At 49.3% G+C, this 17,277-nt stretch carries 17 protein-coding genes; 6 read left to right on the top strand and 11 right to left on the bottom strand.

All coding sequences use genetic code 11. From position 1 onward, the window contains the following. Window positions 1-68 precede the first annotated feature (68 nt). The 4 genes from chbG to V5J35_RS05575 form a co-directional block, all read right to left on the bottom strand. On the bottom strand, window positions 69-842 hold the full coding sequence (gene chbG / locus V5J35_RS05590; protein ID WP_354010315.1) for a chitin disaccharide deacetylase: 774 nt from the start codon (window positions 840-842) through the stop codon (window positions 69-71). A 59-nt stretch (window positions 843-901) separates the two neighbouring features. Beyond that, window positions 902-2,206: a 6-phospho-beta-glucosidase gene (locus tag V5J35_RS05585; RefSeq protein ID WP_354010314.1), complete on the bottom strand. Its 1,305-nt coding sequence runs from the start codon at window positions 2,204-2,206 to the stop codon at window positions 902-904. A 133-nt stretch (window positions 2,207-2,339) separates the two neighbouring features. Further along, window positions 2,340-3,344: a LacI family DNA-binding transcriptional regulator gene (locus V5J35_RS05580; protein WP_354010313.1), complete on the bottom strand. Its 1,005-nt coding sequence runs from the start codon at window positions 3,342-3,344 to the stop codon at window positions 2,340-2,342. Window positions 3,345-3,376: 32 nt separating this feature from the next. Then, window positions 3,377-3,691, bottom strand: a complete 315-nt coding sequence (locus V5J35_RS05575) for a PTS lactose/cellobiose transporter subunit IIA (protein ID WP_354010312.1) — start codon at window positions 3,689-3,691, stop codon at window positions 3,377-3,379. 699 nt (window positions 3,692-4,390) lie between these two features. Here V5J35_RS05575 and V5J35_RS05570 point away from each other — a divergent pair. From V5J35_RS05570 to V5J35_RS05550, 5 genes are all read left to right on the top strand, one after another. Then, a complete protein-coding gene (locus V5J35_RS05570; RefSeq protein ID WP_354016289.1) occupies window positions 4,391-5,290 on the top strand; it encodes a TIGR01777 family oxidoreductase in 900 nt (299 codons plus the stop codon). A 188-nt stretch (window positions 5,291-5,478) separates the two neighbouring features. Next, entirely contained in the window at window positions 5,479-6,468 is a 990-nt protein-coding gene (locus tag V5J35_RS05565; protein ID WP_354010310.1) for an ABC transporter ATP-binding protein, read from the top strand. Window positions 6,469-6,471: 3 nt separating this feature from the next. Next, complete coding sequence (locus tag V5J35_RS05560) at window positions 6,472-7,254, top strand: ABC transporter permease (RefSeq protein WP_354010309.1); 783 nt, start codon at window positions 6,472-6,474, stop codon at window positions 7,252-7,254. 90 nt (window positions 7,255-7,344) lie between these two features. Continuing rightward, window positions 7,345-8,169, top strand: a complete 825-nt coding sequence (gene queF, locus V5J35_RS05555; protein WP_354010308.1) for an NADPH-dependent 7-cyano-7-deazaguanine reductase QueF — start codon at window positions 7,345-7,347, stop codon at window positions 8,167-8,169. A 108-nt stretch (window positions 8,170-8,277) separates the two neighbouring features. Next, a complete protein-coding gene (locus V5J35_RS05550) occupies window positions 8,278-8,718 on the top strand; it encodes a hypothetical protein (protein ID WP_354010307.1) in 441 nt (146 codons plus the stop codon). Window positions 8,719-8,740: 22 nt separating this feature from the next. Here the strand turns inward: V5J35_RS05550 and V5J35_RS05545 are convergent, their stop codons facing one another. Next, window positions 8,741-10,120 carry an adenylate/guanylate cyclase domain-containing protein gene (locus tag V5J35_RS05545; protein ID WP_354010306.1) on the bottom strand — a complete coding sequence of 460 codons (1,380 nt, stop codon included), beginning with the start codon at window positions 10,118-10,120 and terminating at the stop codon, window positions 8,741-8,743. Between the two features lie 231 nt (window positions 10,121-10,351). Here V5J35_RS05545 and V5J35_RS05540 point away from each other — a divergent pair, with 231 nt between their 5' ends. After that, a complete protein-coding gene (locus V5J35_RS05540; RefSeq protein WP_354010305.1) occupies window positions 10,352-10,912 on the top strand; it encodes a nitroreductase family protein in 561 nt (186 codons plus the stop codon). On the opposite strand, the gene V5J35_RS05535 is transcribed toward V5J35_RS05540, so the two are convergent. From V5J35_RS05535 to V5J35_RS05510, 6 genes are all read right to left on the bottom strand, one after another. After that, the gene (locus tag V5J35_RS05535; protein ID WP_354010304.1) at window positions 10,909-11,358 is read right to left on the bottom strand and encodes a YcgN family cysteine cluster protein; all 450 of its coding nucleotides are present in this window, start codon (window positions 11,356-11,358) and stop codon (window positions 10,909-10,911) included. The two genes, V5J35_RS05540 and V5J35_RS05535, sit on opposite strands and share 4 nt — an antisense overlap. A 28-nt stretch (window positions 11,359-11,386) precedes the next feature. Continuing rightward, entirely contained in the window at window positions 11,387-11,860 is a 474-nt protein-coding gene (locus V5J35_RS05530; protein WP_354010303.1) for a hypothetical protein, read from the bottom strand. 33 nt (window positions 11,861-11,893) lie between these two features. After that, window positions 11,894-12,151, bottom strand: a complete 258-nt coding sequence (locus V5J35_RS05525) for a YcgL domain-containing protein (protein WP_354010302.1) — start codon at window positions 12,149-12,151, stop codon at window positions 11,894-11,896. A 17-nt stretch (window positions 12,152-12,168) separates the two neighbouring features. Next, window positions 12,169-13,305: a ribonuclease D gene (rnd, locus tag V5J35_RS05520; protein ID WP_354010301.1), complete on the bottom strand. Its 1,137-nt coding sequence runs from the start codon at window positions 13,303-13,305 to the stop codon at window positions 12,169-12,171. Between the two features lie 146 nt (window positions 13,306-13,451). Next, window positions 13,452-15,428 (bottom strand): hypothetical protein, encoded by a 1,977-nt coding sequence (locus V5J35_RS05515; RefSeq protein WP_354016288.1) that lies wholly within the window; start codon window positions 15,426-15,428, stop codon window positions 13,452-13,454. Then, window positions 15,400-17,190 (bottom strand): hypothetical protein, encoded by a 1,791-nt coding sequence (locus V5J35_RS05510; protein WP_354016287.1) that lies wholly within the window; start codon window positions 17,188-17,190, stop codon window positions 15,400-15,402. Before V5J35_RS05510 ends, V5J35_RS05515 begins: the two co-directional genes overlap by 29 nt. Window positions 17,191-17,277 lie beyond the last annotated feature (87 nt).

Genomic DNA, 17,277 nt, shown 5'->3' with positions numbered 1-17,277 from the left:
TGGGGCGAACGAAGAGCCTATGCTTTCGACCCAGCCTGGGCGTCACATTGCATCAAAAAAGAAAGAGGCTACAGGCTTATCAGTTTACTGATTTCTTTATAGTCGGTCAGTTCAACTTCCCTGCTGGCCAGGTTCTGCTGAAGTTCCGCTGAGGTCAGAATTTCAAACTCCCTGACTCTTGCCTCGGTGTAGGAGCTGGCTTCCATCAGGCCCTGGTCGATGTAGGCGGGGTGGCACATCACTTCAAGAATGGCATTATGCCCCCTGGCTGCCAGTTCTTTATCTACAATGTCCAGCAACATCTGCTGGCTTGTTTCTCCATAAAAATGGTCGGTGAAACGGTAGGTGTATTTCGCTGTTTCTGTGACTATTTCTGTAACCCGGGAAGCATCCACGGTCCGGTGGGGAAGATCGTACTCTCTGGATAATTTGATGATCACAGGCTGGGCGATTGGGTGACCGTAGCAGTGATGGTGACTATCCAGGTGAGTGGGTGTCAGTCCCAGTTTCAGGAAGTGCTCAATCTGGGCGCGGAATTCCTGCTCTATTTCTTTGGGACACAGGTTATCACTGTCGTAGAAGCTGAGCTGGTCGAGAAACAGTCCGGATGAATCGGTCAGTGTTTCAAGGTTGTCGCACAAGGGTTTGCCTGCAGTCAGGCGTAAATGGATACCGACGGACAGTTGTGGGTTGGCCTTTGCCAGCTCAACCCCATGAGCTTCACCGGGCATGCCAACCATCATGGTGGTGGAGCGAACAACGCCCAGCTTAAAAGCGTCCACGATACCGTGGTTGACCCCCGGGCTCAGACCAAAGTCATCTGCATTGATAATGAGTTTCATTGTTTTCCCTGATGTTGGGCAGGCAGGGCTGATCCTGCCTGTCCCGGGTTGTTTTGTCTTTACTGGAACTGGGGCAGGTAGTCGGCATTCTGCTCAAGAATATCATCCAGAATGAGTTTTGCTACCCTGGCGCTGGGTACCAGAGGGTTAGCGACCAGAGCCTGTAATGCCAGGCCATAGTCCCCTTTTACGGCGGCTTCGATGGCTTGCTGTTCGTAGGCTTTTACGCTTCTGGCCAGGCCAATCTGGTTCTCAGGCAATGTTCCCTGGGTAATGGGGTGAGCGCCGGCGCTGTCAATGACGGCACTGATTTCTACCACTGCATCGTCAGGCAGATTGCTGATAGCGCCGTTGTTGACAGTATTAACGACATTGATGGCGCTGGTATCATTGTAAAGGGCGTCGACCAGATTCAGCGAAACATCGGAGTAATAAGCGCCACCACGTTGTTCCAGCTGCCTGGGTTTTTCAGCCAGCTCCGGATTCTGGTAGAGCCTGAACAGTTCCTGTTCGGTTTTCATAACGACTTCAGCCCGTGTGCCAGTGCTGGCCGCCGATTCCAGTTCTTCCTCCAGCATGTCGTCCTGCATATAGAAGTACCGGTGGTAAGGGCAGGGAACTACGCCGAGTGATTGCAGGAATGCCGGGTCCCAGGGGGACTCATGGATATTGTTCATATTCATGTGTGCGCCGTCGCATAACATCTCAATGACCTTGTGCGTCACATCCCGGCCATCCAGTCGGATGTTGCTCATCCAGACCAGATGGTTGAGTCCGGCAAAGTTGACTTTTACCCGGTCAACAGAGGCACCAAGGGCTTCTGCGGTTTGATGGTGCATATTAATAGGAACGTTACACAGTCCCAGAGCCTTAATGCTGGAATATTTGTGTACGGCTTCGGTGACCATGCCAGCGGGGTTGGTAAAGTTGATCAGCCATGCGTCGGGTGCCAGCTCTTCCATATCTTTACAGATATCAAGAATTACCGGAATGGTGCGCAGGGCTTTGGCAAAGCCGCCGGGTCCCGTTGTTTCCTGGCCGATGACTTTGTATTTCAGGGGAATGTGTTCGTCTCTTGCCCGGGCTTCCAGTCCTCCGACCCGTAGCTGGGTCATCACGAAACTGGCACCCTGAATGGCCTCCCTGCGATCGAGACTGTGGCGCACCTCAATATTCAGTCCGGACCGGGCAATCATTCGCTGCGCCAGTTGGGTGACTATTTCCAGCTTCTCTCTTCCTGCCTCAACATCAATCAGATCAATCCGGGTGACAGGCAGGCGGTCAATCCGGTTTATGATTCCTTCTATCAGTTCGGGTGTGTAACTGCTTCCCCCACCGATAACGGCTAGTTTTAACGATTTCATTGGCTCACCTGTCGTTTGCTCTGTTGACCGCCACTGCTGGCAGTGGTGTCGTTTATAGTTTTCATATTGCGATCATTCGATTACAGGTCAGCAGTCGTAAGAGTGGCCGGCTCTTCTGAGTGTCTGACCCGGGTTACAAGGGCTGTTTGACGGACTGTCTGATTCTCAGTTCACCTTTAAAGTGCTGTTGGACTGGCCTGTTAAAGCCGTCGATATGCATCTGACTCATCAGCAGGGTACCCGCAACACTGGCCATTTCCGTAATCGGGAAGTGCAGGGCGGATACATGGGGTGTCAGGAATGTACACAGATCAACGCTGTCGTAGCTGATCAGAGAAATGTCATCCGGAACTTTCATATTCAGTTCCCGCAGGGCATCCATGCAACCGACAGCCATCTCTTCACTGCAGGCATAGACGGCGGTGACAGGCTTTCCTGTCGACAATATCTGTTTCATGCCACGGTAACCGGAATCCCGGTCGTAATCGCCTTCTGTCACCAGCTCCATATCCAGCTGAATGTCTTTTTCTTCAAGTTTATTGGCATATCCCTGAAAGCGCTGGCGGGCATTTTCTTTGAATAATTTGCCTGCCAGGCAGGCGATGTGGCTATGGCCCTGATCAATCAATACCTGAACAGCCTGTTCACCTGCGGCTATATGATCAAAGGTAACGCAGCGATCAGCCAGAGCCTCTATATAACGATCCAGCAGAACAAAGGGAGGCATTTTCTCTGCCATTTCAATCAGTTCTTCATCGCTCAGGTAACGTACATGCAATAACAGACCGTCACAGCGCATATTCATAAGATGCTCAAGGGCAGCGCGTTCGCATTCAGCAGAATGTTTGCCCTGAGTAACGATCATAACTTTGCCTGCGGTATCAGCAACCTGTTGTACCTGGGCCATCAGGTCGCCGAAAAACCCCCCTCGAAAAGAGGACACCATCAGTCCAATGGTGTTGGTGGTATTGCACGCCAGTGACTGGGCAACCGGGTTTGGTCGGTAATCCAGGACTTTGATGGCAGCATTCACCCGGTCTCTGGTACTCTCTGTTACCTGTCCAGTGTTGTTCAGTACCCTGGATACAGTGGCTCGCGATACTTGTGCGTGTTCCGCTACGTCTTTAATTGTGGCCATAGTTAGTCTTTCTTAAAGTAGGATTGCTGGCATTATCCCCGCTGTGCCAGCCTTCTGTGAAGCGTAATCAGCTCTGTCACCATTTCCTGTGCGAGCATTGAGGTCATCAGGTGATCCTGGGCATGAACCATGACCAGTGTCATGGGCGTTTTTCCTGTTCCCTGATCCTGTTCGATCAATTGGGTCTGCACCTTGTGAGCCTGTTTGGCAGCTTCTGCTGATTCGTTCATCAGAGTTTCTGCACCGTCAAAGTCACCCTCCTTCGCTTTACCCAGTGCCTCGTAGGCAAAACTTCTGGCCTGTCCGGAATTGATGATGATTTCCATCACGGTAGATTCAAGGTCCATAGCGCAACTCCAATATTTCGACGTTGTGTCTGTTTGGGAATCGAGTTCAGTGTACATCGCTTTTATTGATTTTGAAACCGGTTACTGAAACCGGTTACATCGAGAGGTAACTAAAAAGATGGCAAACTTGATTCAAGTCAAAAATGGCGGTGGATAGCTCGGTATGTGCGAGGACATTTATAGCTGTTTGAATAGTGGTGATGCGGAAAAAACTAGGTAGAGTGCGCAAAATGTTGATTTGGATCAATTCACACCTACGTAACAATACGTATAGTTAGAGCCGTGAACGATTCACCAGCCAGATAAGCTAAAAATAATTCCTGTCTGGGTCTGGTAGCGTCAGACAAGCCTTACAACTCCTGAGATGGATACAATAACAGAAGCGGGAACCGCCAAAACAGCCAGCCAGTAAAAACCCGGGTTTGAGGGGACCCGGGTATTTTTTTGTCGTGAATAATCTGAAAATGTCCGGGGCATGCCTGCCTGTTCTTCATCGCTATAAATAAGCTTGCCCTGTTGTCGATAGTTTTAAGATATTTCTCCGGAATTCTTATCTTTACAGATCTGTATGAAAGTGGCAGAAAAGCTGGTAAAAAAGTAAGCGCAAGTACATGGTCAGGTAGCTGGCAATAACAGGTAAAGTAGTAACAGGTAGATAGCGTCATGAGGTAAATAGCGTCATGCACATTTTGATTACAGGTGGCACAGGTTTTATCGGCAGGCGGGGTCGTTCGCGCCCTTATCATGAGTGGTCATCGCGTTTCTGTACTCAGCCGTCAGTCACCCAGCGACGTTCGCCGGTTGCTGACCAGCAGTGTACGCCCGGTGCAATCCCTGAATGCCATTAATCCTTCTGTAGCATTCGATGCGATCATCAACCTGGCAGGTGAGCCTGTTATGGCGAAGCGTTGGTCTCACCAGCGCAAAAGGTTATTGCTCGATAGCCGGGTAGGGTTGACAGGCGAGCTGGTGGACCTGATTGAGCGACTGGAAAACCGCCCTGACACCCTGATCAGTTGTTCCGCTGTCGGATATTATGGTCATCATAGTGCTTCAGAGCCTCAGAGCGAATCATCGACTGCTGGTTCAGACTTTGCTGCTTCATTGTGTGAGCGCTGGGAGCAGGCAGCCAAACGGGCGGAAAGCCTTGGTGTCAGGGTTTGTATCGTTCGAACCGGGCTGGTGTTGCATCAGAATAATGGTGCGTTGCACGAGATGCTGCCACCCTTTCGTCTGGGACTGGGAGGGCCGATTGGCTCCGGTAAGCAGATGATGTCCTGGATTCATTCAGACGACATGACCAGGGTTATTACCTTTCTGTTGAACAACGAGTCCCTGAGGGGAGCTTTTAATGCAACGTCGCCTAATCCGGTATCCAACAGAGAGTTTGCCAGGGCTCTGGGCGGGGCGTTGCGTCGTCCCGCTATTATACCGGTTCCGACCATTGTACTGAAGTTGCTGCTGGGGGAGTCCTCAGCAATGGTAACCCATGGCCAGGCAGCCATCCCCGAGCGTTTGCAGGAAGCGGGTTTTATCTGGGAACAGCCGGAAATTAAAGATGCCCTCAGGCAGTTGCTGATAAAACCTTCTTATTTTTAGCGTTCTCTGGCAGGTCGTACCGGGCAGAAAGTGTTTCTGCCCGATGTGCTGATTTCTCCTGACTGTTTTTAGAGCTTAAGGCTGTTTTTAGAGCTTAAGATTGTTCTTAGCGCTTAAGGCTGCATATAATAACATTGCCGTTTATAAAGGCAGCAGTCGCTGTCATTACAATAACAATCTGGCAGACAATGAATCAGGCCCTGACAATAAAATCCCTGCGCAAGACCTACGGAAATGGTTTTGAAGCCTTAAAGGGAATTGACCTTAATGTGAATGAAGGCGACTTCTTCGCCCTGCTTGGCCCAAATGGTGCCGGGAAATCAACGGCTATTGGTGTTGTTTCCACTCTGGTGCAGAAAACGTCCGGCTATGTTGATGTATTTGGTCATAATCTCGACAAGAATATGACTCAGGCTAAGCGCCTGCTGGGTGTGGTTCCCCAGGAGTTCAACTTCAATCAGTTTGAAAAAGTAAAAGATGTCGTGATGACTCAGGCCGGGTACTACGGTATTCCTGCCCGTGATGCCCGTCAGCGTTCAGAAAAGTACCTCAAACAACTGGGCTTATGGGATAAGCGCAATACCATGTCCCGAATGCTGTCCGGTGGTATGAAACGCCGACTGATGATCGCTCGCGCCCTGATACACAACCCTAAACTCTTAATTCTGGATGAACCGACAGCCGGTGTGGATATTGAACTCAGGCGTTCGTTATGGGAGTTTGTTCAGGAAATTAATGAACAGGGAACCACCATTATTCTGACCACCCACTACCTTGAAGAAGCTGAACAGCTTTGTCGCAGTGTCGGCATTATCGACAAGGGTGAGATCGTAGAAAGCACCAGTATCAAGAAGCTTCTGAGTCAGCTGCAACAGGAAAGCTTTGTGCTCGACCTGAAAGAACCGGTGGATGAGTTGCCCCGGTTTGCCGGTTACGACGTTAAGAAGGTGGAAGATAACAGTATTGAGGTAGAGGTCGGTAAGCATCAGGGTGTGAATGACCTGTTCCGCCAGCTCAGTGATTACCAGATAGAAGTAGCCAGCATGCGCAACAAGGCTAACCGGCTGGAAGAGTTGTTTATGAAAATGACGTCCGGACACTCTCAGTCAAGCTCTCCTCAGTCAGCTTCAGACACTTTTTCAGAGTCTGTTTCCAACCAAAAGACCAGTCGGGGGTAGAAGATGGCTTCAGAATGGAAGTACCAGGCCATCGCGTTCAAAACTATTTTTGTTCGGGAAGTGCGCCGCTTTATGCGTATCTGGCCTCAGACGTTATTGCCGCCCGTGATTACCATGGCGTTGTACTTTATTATTTTTGGCACTGTGATTGGTTCCCGCATCGGAGAAATGGCTGGTTTTAAATACATGACGTTTGTGGTGCCGGGGCTGGCAATGATGTCAGTGATCACCAACAGTTTTACCAATGTGGTATCCAGTTTTTTCAGCAGTAAGTTTCAGCGCAGTGTGGAAGAGCTACTGGTATCGCCGGTATCCAACAGCATTATCCTGATGGGGTATGTACTGGGCGGAACCGTCAGAGGTTTGCTGGTGGGCATTCTGGTGATGCTGATGGGGGCTTTTTTTGTAGACCTGCAAATCTACAGTGTGTCGATTACCCTGCTGGCGGTATTGATGACAGCCATACTGTTTGCCCTTGGCGGGTTTATTAACGCCATCTTTGCCAGAAAGTTTGATGACATCTCCATTATCCCAACCTTTGTACTGATGCCCATGACTTATCTGGGGGGCGTATTTTATTCCATAGAACTGCTCCCTGAACCCTGGCGCTCTGTTTCCATGCTCAACCCGATTCTGTATCAGGTGAATGCTTTCCGGTACGGGATTCTGGGGGAAGATGGAGGAGTGAATGTCACCATGGCTTTTGTGGTGATGGCCCTGGCTATTGCCCTGTTTGCTGCTTTTGCCCTCTGGCTGCTCAGAACCGGTAAAGGGCTCAGAACATAGGCGTTTGAATAATAAACGGGCTTCAATGATAATCCACGTCCTTGAATGACTATTCTTCAGTCACAACCTGATACAAGGGCGTAGATTACCATGTCTAATACGGTCGAAATGTCCCAGCTGGGCAAGACCAGTCTGTACGAAACTGAATACAACCCTTCCATCCTGTTCCCTATTCCCCGCCGGGAAAAACAGGAAGAGCTGGGTCTTGATCCTGACAATCTGCCTTATGTGGGTTGTGACGTCTGGTACGCCTATGAAATTTCCTGGCTGAATGCCCGGGGCAAGCCTCTGGCTATGGTGGCTCGCTTTGAGCTGCCCTGCGACTCTCCCTGCCTGATTGAGTCCAAGTCGTTCAAACTGTACCTGAACTCATTTAACCAGAGCCGTTTCGACAGCGTTGACGTTGCCCGTGAAACCATGATCAAAGACCTGTCCACTGCAGCGGGCGCTCCGGTCAAGGTTGAACTGATGACCGTGGCAGAGATGGAAGCCTTTGGTTTCAGCAAGGCTCCGGGTCAGTGTGTTGATGAACTGGATATTGCCATTGATACCTACATGTATCAGCCGGACTTTCTGCTCAAAGGTGAAGGGCATGCTGAAGAAGCCATTCATTCCAACTTGCTGAAATCCAACTGTCCGGTGACCGGACAGCCTGACTGGGGAACCATTGTCGTGGAATACAGGGGAGAGGCCATCGACCACGAATCGTTCCTGCGTTATATCTGCTCATTCCGGGAACATCAGGAATTTCATGAGCAGTGTGCTGAGCGAGTCTTTACTGACATCCAGCAGCGTTTCCAGATGGATGAGTTGACGGTTTATGCGCAGTACGTTCGTCGTGGCGGTCTGGACATTAACCCGTGGCGCAGTACCCACCACAAAGAAACCAATCGCCTGCGTCTGGTAAGGCAATAAAGCGCGCTGATAACTGACCAGAGTAGTATATTCTGGTCAGTGTTGACACTGGCTTTGTGGTATCCTTACAGCGTTCATACATCCAGTTTAAATAACGAGAACAATACTATGATCTGGATAATTGCCCTTGTCTTTCTGGTTATTCTTGGCAATCTTTTCTGGCTTCTGCCTTCCAGGGCTGAGCGTCATCGAATGGCGCTGCGAAATAAAGCCATAAAACTCGGGCTGACCTGTCGTGAAATCAGGGGAGCCAGTGCTTTGCCTGTTGGTGTCGACCCCGTTGACGGCCCCTGGCTGGAGTACGCGCTGACCATTGATACAGCGGATGAAATGGTGCCGGTGTCGATGGAAAAAAGTCCGGAAGGTCGCTGGAACGGATCGGCTGATCTTACGCAGGAGTGGCTGGCTTCCCTGCCGGAGTCAGTGGTTCGGGTAATATGCCGGGACAACACGGTAGCGGTTTTATGGAATGAGCAGGGTGAGAAATCCGATGTGGTTGAGATCAACCAGTTTCTGATCCGGGTTGCGGAGTCGTTTAAGTGGTTATAGCGATTGTTATAGCAAATTAGTATTAAAACGTTTTGTCCAGTAACTCTTTAGCACTGAGTTTCAGTGTCTTGATGATTCTGCGAACTTCATGTTCTTCCACCGAATTGAGGTCAAGGGACATGGCAAAGCCTTTGGTCTCAAACGTCAGCAGTTCTTTGCCGGAGCCGAGGTTCTTGCGGAAATCCAGTACCCGATAGGTGGACACTGGACGACTAAAGCCTTTTACCTGGATGTCTCCCATGGTCTGACAGAGAATGATGTCCTTGATCAGAGACCAGGTTTCGTGGGAAATCAGAATATCACCGGCCTTGGCTACGCTTTCCAGTCGGCTGGCCAGGTTTACCTCTTTGCCAATAATGGTGTAATCCATACGGTTGTCCGCGCCAAAGTTGCCAACTGTGCAGTAACCGGTATTGATGCCCATACGAATTTCAAGGGGTTTTTCTATCCCCTGATCAAGCCATTGCCGACGCAGCACCGTCATTTGCTCACGCATGGCCAGAGCCATGGACACGGCTGCCCTGGCATCTTCTTTTGGCCCCCGGGTTTTGGGGTCGCCAAAAAAGACGACCATACTGTCTCCGACAAACTTGTCGATTGTGCCGCCATGTCGCAACGCTATCTCAGACATCTCCGTTAAATACTGGTTCAGCAACTCTGTCAGGGTTTCCGGCTCCAGTTCTTCAGACAGCTCAGTAAAACCTTTGATATCAGAGAAAAAGAGCGTCAGCTTTTTGCGCTGGCTCCCGAGCTTGACCGCTTTTCTGCCTAAAAAAATAGACTCCCACACCTGTGGTGAAAGATATTTAGCCAGGTCATGAGCCAGTTCGGTATAACGTTCCTGCTGTTGTTCGGCTTCCTGGCTCAGGCTGGTAAAGGCTTTGTGCTTCAGGCGCAGCTGACGGGACTGGATAAAGGTGTTCAGGGCAAAGATGGCGATACAGAACAGCGTCAGCCCGGGCGGCATAACAACAAGAAGTTCGGGTTGAAACAGGTGGTGAATGACCTCGATGGCAATCAGAAGGGTTGGAATACTGTACAACAGCGACCTGACACCGAAGCTGATCAGCCCCGTTGACACCAGCATAGTGATAAACAGAGGAGTTTCCAGCAGGGGCAGGCCGCTTATGGTTAATATTGCTCCCAGGCTGGCCGCATCTGCCATGTGCGCTGCAATCAGGGCTTTTTTGCCAATAGACTGCTTCAGGAAATATAACAGTAACGTGGCAATGTGCGGATAAGCCAGACAATAAACGACGGCAATATAACGATTGGCGGGAAGACTGCCAAGATAAATGCCGTAAGCGATAGCCAGAGCCGTTAGCGAGTAAGACAGAACCCGTACCGGGTAATTCCTGCAAGCCGGTTGGCTCAGAAAGCTGCCAGCTGTTTCTTTGCTCATGGGTGTGCCAGTTTTTTTGTTTTTCTGAGTCAGCAAAATTATTCCACACTTTTGCTATGGAAATACAATTTTCCGTACAGAGTGGTCTGGCAGAGTCATACGGCTGTGTTTCGTGCTAGTGTAACTGACGGAAAATAGAGTAACTGCGAGAAAATAGTGTAACTGCGAGAAAATAGTGTAACTGCCAGAAAATAGCGCATCTGCCATAAATGGGTTGAAGGGGGAGTAGTTATGGAATTATTACAAGGGCTGCAACAACGAGTGTCGACACCAAGGCTCACGGAACCTGGCCCGGACGCCAGACAACTGGAGCAGATTTTTCAGGCGGCGTTGCGCGCACCGGATCATGCCCGTCTGCGCCCCTGGCGTTTTCTGACCATTAGCGGGGAAGCCCGGCATGCGCTGGGTGACGTGTTTGCCAGAGCCGCTTTGGAAGACCAGCCAGACCTGGCACCGGAAGCGATAGCACGGTTTAAAGGGTTGCCCCTGAGAGCGCCTTTGCTGGTGGCTCTGGTGTGCAAGGTTAAAGAGCATCCGAAAGTACCGGATATTGAACAGCAGTTGTCTGTAGCGGCTGCCGCACAGAATATTCTGAATGCGGCTTATGCCCTGGGGCTGGGTGCCATGTGGCGAACTGGCGCGGTCAATTATCACCCTGCAACGGCCAGAGGGCTGGGGCTGGCAGAGGATGAACAGCTGCTGGGTTTTATCTATATGGGAACGCCCGGTGGTTCCGCTAAAAAGCTGGAACCACTGGAGGCAAAGGATTATGTGATGGCGTGGGAAGGTTAGCCAACGGGTAACATGGGAATAATATAGTCTTCCCACTCGTCTTCTGGCACCTGCTGTTCGGAAACCGCAAACCTCTGCACCGAGATTCCGGCTTCATGCACACTGTTTGTGGAGCTGGACACCAGCGGGTGCCATGCCGGAAGTGGCTGGCCTTCGGCTAACAGTCTGTAGGCACAGGTGTCTGGCAACCAGTGAAACTGAGGAACATCTTCCAGTCCCAGCTTCAGGCAGCCCGGAACCTTTGCCTTGCGATTCGGATAATCGGAGCACTGGCATGAGTGGGTATCCAGCAACTGGCAGGCAATAGCGGTATAGTAAACCTCACCCGTGTCTTCGTCTTCCAGCTTTTGCAGGCAGCAACGGCCGCAGCCGTCGCACAGTTTTTCCCATTCTTCCGGGGTCATTTCAGAAAGGGCTTTGTCTTCCCAGAAGTATTCTTGAGTCATAGTCAGTAAAAAATTTTAAATAGATCAGTCAAAAGCGGAAGCTGGGGACAGCCTCGGCTTCCGTTGCGATACTGTGCAGTTCGGCCTGCTGATGCTTATCTGAAAATATATAGCGGGCGCTTGCTGACAGCTCCGACAAATCTGGCCCGCGTAAAATATAGGGGGCGCAGAAGGTGCGACGACCGTCGTGTTGATCAAAGGTTTCAGTCGGAACGGGTTTATCAGGATAGCCGTCAAGATCAGGGATAACGTCTGTCAGCTGCTGGCTGTGTATCTTTCCTTCAATGCTGACCTGCTGGATATCGTCGCCGTCCAGCCGGAACAGTGCCGTATCGAAACACCATCCTCCTGCCCGCCCGTCCCCGAATTCATAGGCCGGGTGAAAGTAAGGTCTCGTGGTGACTGCGACATAACGTTCTTCAATGGGCAAAGAGGCAGCGTGCAGGGTAACAGAGAGTAAACTCAACACAAGTGTCAGGGCACCTGGGGTGGACTTTTTCATAATGGTGTACAGCAACCTTATAGTAACAGTCTGTCAGTGTTGTGTGTCCGGGTCGGAGGGCGGTGTTTGCAGGTAGAAACCCCGGGTTTCAATATCATTGATCACCTTATCAGCCTCGGCTCTGGCCAGCTGGCGATCGGGAGTCAGTAGCAGATCCATGACGTGCTGTTCTTTGCCAAACATGTCGAGCAGTGGAGCAGGTACTTTTTGCAGACGCTCCTGTTTCTGTACGTACAGATACATTTCATCCCTGCGGCTGCTTTTATAGATAGAGACCAGTAACTTCTTCATAGTGAGTGCTTGCTTCTTTATTGTTCAGGCTGGTTCAGCTGCTCAACCATTGGTTCAGCAAAAACGGTACGACGCCAGCCTTGCAGTTGTTCCGGCAGTTTGAACAACCCGTGTTCCAGTCGGCTGCGGAGCATGGGAGTCAGAATCTTGCCCAGCATCAGCAGCTCGACAGGGAGGTTAAGCTCTTCTGCTTTCTGGCTGGTGTATCGTTTGACCCGTTTGCCATGCTCTTTTGCGGCTTTGGGCAAAGGGGCTGGCAATGGTTCCGGGTGCTGCTCTCCCGGTAGTTCACTGGCCATTTTGATCAGGCTGAGAATTTCTTCCCCATAGTGGCGGATAATGGGGTGACGCATGTCCTGAATAGCCGACAGTGAACGGATATTGTCAGGCATATAGCGTGCCAGCGGCCACAAGGATCCTTTGGGTATCACCCGGTTTCTGGGGACATTGCTGCGACGGGCTTCACGCTCACGGTATTCAGCCAGAGTCTTGAGTACGCATAACTGTTTTGGTCGTAACTGCCAGGCGCGTTTAACCTCTTTCCATTGTTCTTCCGGCTTCGGGTAGAGAGCCCCGGTGGACAGGCTGGCGCAGTCTTCAAGCAGCCAGTTCCAGTGAGGCATTGGCTGTAAACGTTGTTTCAGCAGGTCATACACCTCAAGCAGATGAACCACATCAAGGGCTGCATAACTGACCTGACTATCGGTTAAAGGTCGTTGTAGCCAGTCGGAGCGTGTCGCGTCTTTTGGCAGGTCAATGTCCAGAAGCGTTTTCAACAGGCTCTGGTAGCCCAGCGAATGCCCCAGTCCGGCATAGGACGCTGCCAGCTGGGTGTCGAAAATAGCGGCAGGTTTGTCGCCGGTCAGGATGTGGAAAACTTCAATATCTTCGCTGCAGGCATGCAGAACCTTGATCACCTGTTCACTGCCAAGCAGCTGGGCAAATGGCCGCCAGTTATCAATTCTCAACGGGTCCAGCAGAAACACTTCCTGACCTGTACCCAGCTGAATCAGGCCGGGCCTGGGGTAAAAGGTATCGGTTCGGATAAATTCGGTGTCCAGCGCAATCGCATCCAGTTTCAACCATTGGGTGCAGTACGTGGCAAGAGTGTCGTTGTCTGTAACCCAGATGGGATCGGGATGTGATACTGGCATAATTGACCACTGTCAGAGTAAATGCCCATTATAAACAGCCATGAGCACAAGAAACATTTTTTCGTCACCCCCGGTGATGAAAAAATTTTATGGTAAAAAACGGGCATTGGATGTGATTGGTATAATTGCCGAAGCGCTTCTTACCTCTAATGGTTGGGCAACAGAGGTGTTCTCAAATGATCGGAAGGATTGGGTAAAGTCTCCAGCTGGCTGGCGGGGTCATGATATTCAGAAACCGGTAAGACCGTCATCCAGTGATTAGCGTTATGCACCAGAACCATAGTATTTCTGGTCATTACATTGAAAATATCTTCCTGATCAACATTTTGCTGACTGCCTGATGCATCAATCAGGGTTGCTGTGACGGGTAGCCCGGCTTCGATTTGGGCATTATTAAGCACCAGTACAGGCACTTGAAGTATTGGGGCGATGAGAGCATACAGCATATCGCTGGTACCCCATAACTGGATATTAGGCTTGTCAACATGAAACGCTGCTGCAATGGCATTAAGTTCACGGTTTTGAGGGTGTGATGCAGCCAGCTCGATGGCATAGGGCGCTAAAGCAAGAAACAGTGCCTGCCCATTATGAACATTTGGAAAGGCCGAAGTAGCCTCCCGGTGATGGCTGAGCCAGAGGTATATGGCGTTGAATAGACAAAAGTGATCAGCCTCAACATCCTCAATCGCCATGTTTGCGGGTGCCAGAAACTGATTCAGGCGGTAGTAAGGTAGTGGCTTAGAGTCGTCTGAATCCAGTGTCAGCTGACTCAGGCGGTTGATAAGTGACTGAATATTTGAAGGTTTAATCACTATTTTTTGGTGTTTTTTTCTGAGCTTTTTGAAGCTGAACTGAGGGTTTTCTGTATGAAACGCTCTGTACATTTCCCTGATCGGGTAATGAGAGAGGTTAATGGTTTCTTCAGAGGCAGCATAAGAGGGCAAATTCCAGTGTTTTTCAGTTTTTTCAGCCTCTTTCAGGGCCTCTCTGAAGGTGCTGTAAAGTGTGTCTGGTTTGCGGTTGGCTGACTGCCGGTTTCGTGAGTGTGGGTAATCGCTTTCTGCCTGCTGATCAGGATTTAACTGATGTTTTAATGCCTGTAGTGACTGTTTGTATTCTGCCTCTTTAGAAAGCTGATCGGTGTCTCTGTTTTTTTGTGATTCGTCTGATGGCATGTTTAAGATAAAGTCCCTTCTCAGGTTATAGGTTTCAAGCAGAGCATCGACGCCTCCTGATAGCATGTGCCGTATCTGTTCAAGCTGTACTCCCTCCTGCTTCACAATAGCGTGCAGTGTACTCGCCTGGTTTTGTGCCAGTTGTTCAGCAGGTATAGCATTAAGGCATTGCATCGATTTCAGATGGTACTCAGCAGAGTATTTAATGGGTTCATCCAGCTCTTTTGCATTTGCAATAAACTGTTCTACCAGAGCGTTCAGACGTTTCTTGTCAACAGGCTTCTGCGTCGCATGCCGCATAGTGTTGAGTAAAAGCTGGGTTTGACCAAATGCCTGATTGACAGTATTCAGCAGCATTTCGCCGGGTACAAAGTAAGTGTCAGCAATGGCTGAATAAATTATTGCTTCACCTAGCAAATCGGGCTGGGCATTTAGTGCTTCCTGAAAAAGAGAGCGAGCGGCAGTGAACTGGTTGTTGGACAGCTTCAGGGAACCTTTCTGGTAGAGTTCTTCCCATGGTTCCAGTTTATATTCAGGTTCGGAAGCGTCGATGAGTGACTGGCTATCAGAGTCAGTTTCCTGTTCTGTGGTACCTGGCTGTGTATCATCAGCCCGTGTCGGGACTGTTTTAACCCTTTTTTTACTGACCATCAGGCTTCTGGCCAACCTTGCCTCGTTCAGCGCCTGCTGGTTTTGTTGATGTTCTTTTTCCAGTTCGTTCAGCAAACGATCGGCATTCTCCTGAGCCCGCTGATTCAGCAGAGCTTCATAATATTCTATGTAGTCCTGTTTCGCTTTTGCATAGCTGCTGATAAATTCACTCCAGCCGGTCGTATCGGTGTTGACATGCCTTGCCTGTTGTTCGAACTGTTGCAGTTGTTCGACAGATATATCCTGGTCAGGCATCAATTGTGTTAATTTATTCCAGATAGAAACAAAATAAATCATCGGTGAAGAATAACTTGTTATCTTCAAACTCGTCTTTGTCCGCACCTTCATTAGAGTATGTGTCTTTGTCGTAATGCTCACTCAGGTGTTGCGCAAGCAGAAACATAAGTTCAACATCGTTGTTTCGAATAAAATTCTGACCGGCAATGCTGAACATGTTGTATACATCATCAACGGCTACGAAGTGCCAGTGATTGCTTATGGTCGTTCTGAATATTCTGGCTATTACATGGTAGATCCTGTCGGGCAGCTGATAGCTGTCCTGATCAGAAAATACAGAATATATGATGTTGCTCAGTACTCCATTGATGCGGCCTGTGATAAACCGAAGCTGGGTCGGGTTTTCCCCAGCGGGGAGTAATATAGTCGGCAGAACACTGTAACAGTCGGCAATAAATTCGATAAAGGTTTTTTTTTCGCCATTTATTATCATGTCTTTAAATAGTTCATCCATCGTCATTACACCAGTTCGAAGCAACAGCGTTTCCATGGCTGTGAGGATAGACTGGTAGACGGCGTTAAGTTTTTTTGTATTACTCCCTGATTTTTTATTTACGGTTCGTTTTTTAGGGAAGGCAATAGCATATCTGATTTGATCCAGCTGGCTGATTAACTGTGCTGTTGTTTCAATGGCAGGCATTGAAAATTCCAAATCAATAACAGCCTTTTTAAAGCTGTGTTTCATCAGAATGTCAATGTAGCCGTCGAGCTGTTTTGATAATTGTATGGCCTCGTCAGAGTTGATTGTTCTGGTTGAACGGTGGCTGGTACCCGGATGGAGCTGGATCGACGGGGTTGCAAGCTTAAATTGCTCTGATAACACCAGCGGACGACTGTTAAGCTCAGTGTTGCGAACCGGTTCCCCCCTTGACATCAACCAGATGTGAGTGGAATAGATAGTCTCATAATGTTGATCATATAAATGCTGACCGACAGTGGCGGGTGATAAATAGATGACTAATGCTGAGTCCTGGGCAACGGTTTCATCAGACGTTTCTGCCTGTGAATGGCTGTCTGGTGTTTGATCTGCTGAACTGGATGGCCTGGCTTCGATTGGGAGAGAAATCTGTTTGACTGCATGGTTTAAATCAGCTGATTGTAACGTAACAGAGGCTGTTTCAGGAAAGGATATCAGGCATTCTCTGGTTAAATGCTGAAGCCTGATAATTAAGTGCCAGTGACCATCAGACCCTTCCAGAGTAACGGCGTCATTATCACAGATGGTTGCATAAAGATCATCCAGACCTGTACCAGAAAATGAGAATACGAGTATATCCGGACTCTCAGATATAGCCGAACTGTTGTCCGGCAGGGTTTGATTCAGTGAAGGTATAATCAATAAGCTGTGCTGGGACTGTTTGTTCCAGTGCTTATTATTGTCTGGGTTTACATTGTCTGGATTTAAGCTGTATGGATTTAAGTTGATCAATAAATTTTCAAGCTTTAACGGAACCAATGCGTCCTTACTTCTGAGTTGAACTTCTTCGGTGTAGCCGCTCCCTTCCATTTTCAGGAAAGAAGCTTCCTGATGAGGAATAAACCCCGAAAAAAGAGTATTAGTAGACGGTGCTTTCTCTCCGGCAAAATGATCTCTGAGGCCAGCTTTCTGAAATAAAAAGACAGTTGTTCTTTGACTGTCATCCAGGCTATTGGTTGCGACAACGAGTTTCCAGCCAGGTATTGCTGACTGAGCTTTGTCGATGGACAGTAAACAGAACAACGATACGCAGAAAAATACGACTAAGCGACTGTTTCCAAACATAATTATTATCTTTATTGGATAAAAAGGACTGTTCCAGATGAATCAGAAACTGGAACAAGGATACACAATAGTTGATAAATACAGATT

Origin of the sequence: Endozoicomonas sp. NE40 (assembly GCF_040549045.1) — a bacterium.
GTDB lineage: Bacteria > Pseudomonadota > Gammaproteobacteria > Pseudomonadales > Endozoicomonadaceae > Endozoicomonas_A > Endozoicomonas_A lisbonensis.
This window is presented reverse-complemented; position numbering and strand designations above follow the sequence as displayed.